The organism is Modestobacter sp. KNN46-3 (assembly GCF_011039295.1).
Genome location: NZ_JAAKGN010000043.1, coordinates 25,300 through 31,299, shown reverse-complemented (window position 1 = coordinate 31,299; position 6,000 = coordinate 25,300). Strand labels below are relative to the sequence as shown.

The window sequence follows — 6,000 nt, the reverse complement described above, 5'->3', positions numbered from 1 at the left end:
CTCGGGGGACGGACCGTCCGGCGATGGCGAGGTGGTCCCGCCGATCGTCGCCCCCGAGCAGACCCCCGCCCCCAGCCCGACGGCGACCCCGACCGTGGCCTCGCCGCCGACGTCCACGCCGACGGCCGCGCCGTCCGGTGCACCCGACCCGTCGGCGACGCCGGCCGAGGCTCTCGGCCGGAGCTGACGGGGCACGGCGCCTCCCCGGCGTCATCCGGGGAGCCATGTCACCCCCGCTAAGCCCACCCCCAGCGGCCCGGTGGTGGGAGCATGGACACCGTCATGACTGTCTTGCCCCTGGTCTTCGAGGCCCCCCGCCGTACCAAGCCGCCTCGGCACCTCGCCGACCTGACCCGGGCGGAGGCCCGCGCAGCGGTCGTCGAGCTGGGTCAGCCGGCCTTCCGTGCCGATCAACTGGCCCGGCACTTCTACGCCGGGGTGACCGATCCGGAGCAGATGACCGACCTGCCGGCCGCGTCGCGCGCGGAGCTGGCCGAGGCGCTGCTGCCGGGGCTGCTGACCCCGGTCCGGCACCAGTCCGCCGACGGCGGCCGCACCCGCAAGACGCTGTGGCGCCTGCACGACGGGGCCCTGGTGGAGAGCGTGCTCATGCGCTACCCCGAGCGCGCCACCGTCTGCATCTCCAGCCAGGCCGGCTGCGGCATGGCCTGCCCGTTCTGCGCGACCGGCCAGAGCGGCCTGACCCGCAACCTCTCCGCGGCCGAGATCATCGGCCAGGCGGTCGCGGCGGCCGCGGCGATGGCCAACGGCGAGATCCCCGGCGGGCCCGGCCGGCTCTCCAACGTCGTCTTCATGGGCATGGGCGAGCCACTGGCCAACTACGCCCGGGTGCGCAAGACGCTCGACGCACTGCTGACCCCGGCACCGCACGGGCTGGGCCTGGCCCAGCGCTCGGTGACCGTCTCGACGGTCGGCGTGGTCCCGGCGATCCGCAAGCTCACCGAGGAGGGGCTCAACGTCACCCTGGCGGTCAGCCTGCACGCCCCCGACGACGAGCTGCGCGACGAACTGGTGCCGATCAACACCCGCTGGAAGGTCGACGAGGTGCTGGGCGCCGCCGACGACTTCGCCCGCCGCACCGGTCGCCGGTACTCGATCGAGTACGCGCTGATCCGGGACATCAACGACCAGCCGTTCCGGGCCGACCTGCTCGGGAAGCTGCTGGCGAAGCGACTGGCGCACGTGAACCTCATCCCGCTCAACCCGACGCCGGGCAGCAAGTGGGACGCCAGCCCGCTGCCGGCGCAGCGCGAGTTCGTCGCCCGGCTGCGCGCCGCCGGCGTCCCGACCACCGTCCGCGACACCCGCGGTTCGGACATCGACGGCGCCTGCGGTCAGCTGGCCGCCGCGGACCAGGTCGACGGGGTGCCGAGCGTCGCCGTCCCGGTCCCCACCGTCGAGGACGCCGTCCCGCTGGGAGCCGAGTCGGACCAGGACTGACCGTGTCCCCCGACGCGGAGGCGCACGAGCACAGTCACGCCGACGTCTCCGGTGGCTGGCTGCGGGCGGCCGTCTTCGGCGCGATGGACGGTCTGGTGACCAACACGGCCCTCGTGGCCGGGGTCGGCGCCGGCGGTGCCGCGGCGCAGACGGTCGTGCTCTCCGGCGTCGCCAGCCTCGTCGCCGGGGCCATCTCGATGGCGCTGGGCGAGTACACGTCAGTGACCACCCAGAACGAGCAGCTCGAGCTGGAGGTCGCCAAGGAGCGCGGGGAACTGGAACGCAACCCCGAGGGGGAGCGGCACGAGCTGGTCGCCCTGCTGCGCGCCGGCGGGGTGGACGACGACCTCGCCGAGCGGGTGTCGGTGCAGCTGTCCCGGGACCCGGAGACGGCGCTGCGGCTGCACGTCGTCGCGGAGATGGGGCTGAGTCCGGAGGACATCCCGTCGCCGAAGGTGGCTGCGGTCTCCTCGTTCGTGACCTTCTCGGTCGGCGCCGCCGTGCCGCTGCTGCCCTACCTGTTCGGGCTGGACCTGCTGTGGGTGGCGCTGGTGTGCGGCGGGGTGGGCCTGGCGGTCGCCGGTGCGCTGTCCTCGCGCTTCACCCCGCGGCCGTGGTGGTGGTCCGCGCTGCGCCAGCTGCTGTTCGGGGCGCTGGCCGCCGGCACGACCTACCTGATCGGCAGTGCGATCGGCGTGGCCGTCAGCTAGACGACGTCCCAGGGCACCCAGATCCCGTGCGATGTCCCCTCCCAGCCACCGCCCAGTGCCCGGCGCACTACCCGTGAACGCAACGGACGCCGGCCAGGGGGTGCCTGGCCGGCGTCCGTGGTGGTGCTGAGGATCATGCTCAGGCCTGCGTCGCTCCCGCGGTGCGGCGGCGGCTGAGGACCAGGGCGCCGGCGCCGGCGCCGACGAGCACGGTGCCCGCGACCAGCGGCAGGGCCACGCTGGCGCCGGTGTAGGCCAGCGCCTTGCCGTCGGCGGTCAGGGTGATGGTCTCCTCGAAGTGGCTGCCGTCGGAGCCGTCGTAGGCGAGGGTGTGGGTGCCGAGCGCGGTGCCCGCGGGGAGCGTGAAGGTGGCCGTGACGACGCCGTTGGCGTCGGCGTCCCAGGTGCCCAGGACGACGGGGGTCGAGTGCATGACCAGGGTGACCTTCTCGAAGGCCTTGAAGCCCTTGAGGGTCTTGGTGATCTTCTGGCCCGGGGCGGCGACGTTGCTGGTGGCGCTGCTGGCGGTGGCGGCGATGCCCGGGGTGTTCGGCTTCGCTCCCGGCACGAAGGCGGCCGGGGCGGGGGCGGGGGCGGGCTTGCCGTCGGCGGTGACCGTGATGGTCACGTTCGGGTACTGGAAGTCGGTCGTGTACTGGTCGCAGTACAGCCGGTACGAGTAGGTGCCCACCTCAGCGGGTGCGTCCAGCTCGAGGGTCCAGGTGCCGTCGGCGTTGACCGGGCCGCCGTCGCCCCAGCCGGGCTCGTCGCTGTCGGGCGTGATGACGGCCATGGGCTCCGCGTCGGTGTCGGAGGCCTGGGTGCAGCCGGCGCCGGAGATGGTGAAGGTGGCACCGGGGGCGAGCGTGCTCGACGGCGCGACGGACGGCGCGGCAGGCGCGGCGAGCGCGGCGGGGGCGAGGAGGAGGCCCGCGGAGGCCGTTCCGAGGGTCAGACCGGTCACGACGGCGACGCGGGTGCGGGACAGGCGGCTCATCGGGGTTCCTCCGTGTGTGTGTCGGCCCGGGTTGTACGGGTCCGTTGCGGGACTGTCTAGCGGGACCGACCACCCTGGCTGGCAGTTTTCTGTGCGACACGCGGACGAGTCGGTCAGATTTGCACATCCACCACCGGGACTGTCCACCGCAGCGACGTCAACATTGACCCAGGCGGAGTCGTTCACCGTCACCTTCGTCCAGTGCGGTCTGGGGCAGGCTCGCAGACGACGACAGAGGCCGCCTCCCCGGAGGGGAAGCGGCCTCTGTCGTCAATCACGGGCCGCTGGGCAGCGGCGGGTGGGTCAGCGGGAGCGCCAGGCGTTCTTCCGCCGGCGGACGTCCCACAGCAGCATGACCACGAGCGTGAGGACGAAGCCGAGGATCCACAGGTTCTCGACCTGGCCGTCGTGGTTACCGAACAGCAGGGCCAGCAGGGCCAGCACCATCAGCCAGCCGGTGATCCGGCCGACCCGGCCCGACTCGGCGTGCCAGCCCCAGTCCGCAGGGTGCTCGTCGTGGACGGGTGTCGACCCCGCGCGGACGATGCCCTCCTCGCGGGTGGACTGCTCGACCACCCTGGCGCTCGTCTGATGCCCCTGGCCCCGGCCGCTGTGCTCACTCACGGAGACCATCTTGCCAGGCCCCGGTGCGCTCCACCCGCTCGGCGCGGTCGTGGCGCGACCGCATGTGCTCGGTCAGCGGCTGCACGAGAGCCCGACCGCCGCGACCGCGGCCCTGGTGTCCGCCGTGGGCAGCCGGGCGATCGTGCCCCCCACCGGGTCGCCGACCGGGAGGACCCGTACGTCGGCCACGTCTGCGCGGGCCAGTGAGGTGAGTTCCCCGACGGAGGTGTCCGGATCGGTGGCGATGGCCGCGGAGGCCGCCCAGGCGACCGACTGGAGGCGCCATGGTCGCGGCATCGTGGCGCGGACCTGGTCCATCAGGGCAGCGAGCACGCTGCCGGCGGCGGTGGCGCGGCCGTCGGGGGCCGCGGGCGCCGGCACCCACTCCCCGTCGACCAGGTGCTCGGGGTGCCGGGAGCGCACGAGGGCCAGAGCGGTGGCGCCGTCCACGTGCTGGTGGCCGGCACGGGTGAGCTCCAGCCCGGCGGGCTGGTCGCGGACCGGTTCGGGGACCTCGACGTCCAGTCCGCCGGCGGCGTCGACCACCGCGGCGAACCCGCCCAGGTCCACGGTCAGCAGGTGGTCGGTGGGGATGCCGAGCTGGCACAGCCCGTCGACGGTGGCCTGCGGTCCGCGCAGCCAGGCGAGTGCGAGTCGACCGGGACGTCGGTCCGCGCGCACCACCACGTCGCGCGGCACCGAGAACACGGTGGCCCCGGCGTCGGTCTGGTGGACCACCACGATCACGTCCGCACGGCTGCCGGGGACGTCCTCCGGTGTGCCGAAGGCGGCACTGGTGGCGTCGGCGGGGAGGTGCGTGCGCGAGTCGAGTCCGACGAGGACCCAGGTCCGCCCGTCGGCGTCCCCGGGGCCGTCGGACAGGTCGACGTCGACCTGCTCCAGCCGGCCGGCGAGCACGGCCGCGTCCGCGCCCAGTGCGATCACCAGCAGGGCGAGGACGGAGAGGACGACGCGCGACCAGCGCCGCGCACGTGCGCTGGAACGCGGCGGACGCCGGCCAGGAGTCTCCTGGCCGGCGTCCACGTCGTGCGGAAGGGTCATGCTCAGGCCTGCTGTGCCCCCGCCGGACGGCGCCGGAGGGCGTAGAGCGCACCGGCGCCGGCGACGAGCAGCCCGCCACCCAGCGACAGCGGCAGGGCGAGGCTCGCGCCGGTGTAGGCCAGGCTGTCGGAGTCCGAGGAGCTGGCGGCGGTGACCGTCAGGGACTCCTGGAAGTAGGTGCCCATGTCGCCCTCGAAGACCAGGTCGTGCTCACCGGCCGTGGTGCCGGCCGGCAGCGTGAAGGTGGCCGTCACGGTGCCGTTCTCGTCGGCGGTGAAGGTGCCCACCGTCTGCGGGTCCGAGTGCAGCGTGACGGTGACCTTCTCCCCGGGCTTGAAGCCGGTGAGCACCTTGACGATCTTCGCGCCCTGGACGGCGCTGGCGCCGGTCGTGGCGGCGGTCTTGGTGCTGGACACGCCGACGGTGTTCGCGGTCTCGCCGCGCAGCTGGCCGGTCGGGGTGACGGTGGTCGGGGTGCTGGGGGGCGAGGTGACCGGCGTCGGCGTGACCGGCGTCGGCGTCACGGGCGCCGACTGCAGCGTGAACCCGAACTCCGGGTAGAGGAGCCAGTCCGCGCCGTCCTCGTTCTCCCCGCCGTCGTAGGGCTCGCAGATGGCGAAGGCCACGTAGCCGCCCGGCGTCGCCTCGGGCAGGAACTCCAGTGCCGCGGTCCAGGTGCCGGCCTCCACCGCGCCCGCCAGGCTGAGCACCGGCTCGGCTGCGGGGTCGTCGGCATCTGCTGCGGCCAGGACGTCCACGTAGACGATGGCCGGCGTGCTGGGATCCGTCGCCGCACACCCGGTGCCGGTCAGGGTGTAGGGCTGACCGATCACCGCAGTGGAGGAACCCTGCAGCGGAGGCAGGTCGGCGGCCAGGGCGGCCGGCGCGAAGGCGATGCCGAGGCCCACGGTGCCGAGGCTGAGGCCGGTCGCCACGGTGGCGCGGAGCGGGGACACGCGGGACATGAGTTTCTCCGTCTGGTCCGGGCCCGGACGTCCGAGCCATCGACAGAAGTATCGGCACGCAACGACCCGGATTGTCGTTCCGTGCGACGACACGCCGAGAGATTGCCCAACGAGTGACAACGGATGGCTGATCCGTCCAGATCCGGACGGAGTCTGGCTGTGCAGATCAGTCGTGCAGGGG

6 protein-coding genes and 1 pseudogene are annotated in these 6,000 nt (G+C 73.7%); 3 read left to right on the top strand and 4 right to left on the bottom strand.

Going from position 1 to position 6,000, the window contains the following annotated elements; genetic code table 11:
* From G5C62_RS27525 to G5C62_RS11620, 3 genes and pseudogenes are all read left to right on the top strand, one after another.
* Positions 1-187: pseudogene (locus tag G5C62_RS27525) on the top strand (hypothetical protein); the annotation flags it as partial.
* Between the two features lie 95 nt (positions 188-282).
* Positions 283-1,461: a 23S rRNA (adenine(2503)-C(2))-methyltransferase RlmN gene (rlmN, locus tag G5C62_RS11625; RefSeq protein WP_164701080.1), complete on the top strand. Its 1,179-nt coding sequence runs from the start codon at positions 283-285 to the stop codon at positions 1,459-1,461.
* A gap of 2 nt (positions 1,462-1,463) precedes the next feature.
* Positions 1,464-2,171, top strand: a complete 708-nt coding sequence (locus G5C62_RS11620) for a VIT1/CCC1 transporter family protein (protein WP_241175842.1) — start codon at positions 1,464-1,466, stop codon at positions 2,169-2,171.
* Positions 2,172-2,310: 139 nt separating this feature from the next.
* Here the strand turns inward: G5C62_RS11620 and G5C62_RS11615 are convergent, their stop codons facing one another.
* From G5C62_RS11615 to G5C62_RS11600, 4 genes are all read right to left on the bottom strand, one after another.
* On the bottom strand, positions 2,311-3,168 hold the full coding sequence (locus G5C62_RS11615; RefSeq protein WP_164701079.1) for a hypothetical protein: 858 nt from the start codon (positions 3,166-3,168) through the stop codon (positions 2,311-2,313).
* Positions 3,169-3,471: 303 nt separating this feature from the next.
* Entirely contained in the window at positions 3,472-3,801 is a 330-nt protein-coding gene (locus tag G5C62_RS11610; protein WP_241175841.1) for a DUF2631 domain-containing protein, read from the bottom strand.
* A gap of 63 nt (positions 3,802-3,864) precedes the next feature.
* Positions 3,865-4,854, bottom strand: a complete 990-nt coding sequence (locus G5C62_RS11605) for an LCP family protein (RefSeq protein WP_164701078.1) — start codon at positions 4,852-4,854, stop codon at positions 3,865-3,867.
* Between the two features lie 2 nt (positions 4,855-4,856).
* Entirely contained in the window at positions 4,857-5,819 is a 963-nt protein-coding gene (locus G5C62_RS11600; RefSeq protein ID WP_036339858.1) for a hypothetical protein, read from the bottom strand.
* Between the last annotated feature and the right edge of the window lie 181 nt (positions 5,820-6,000).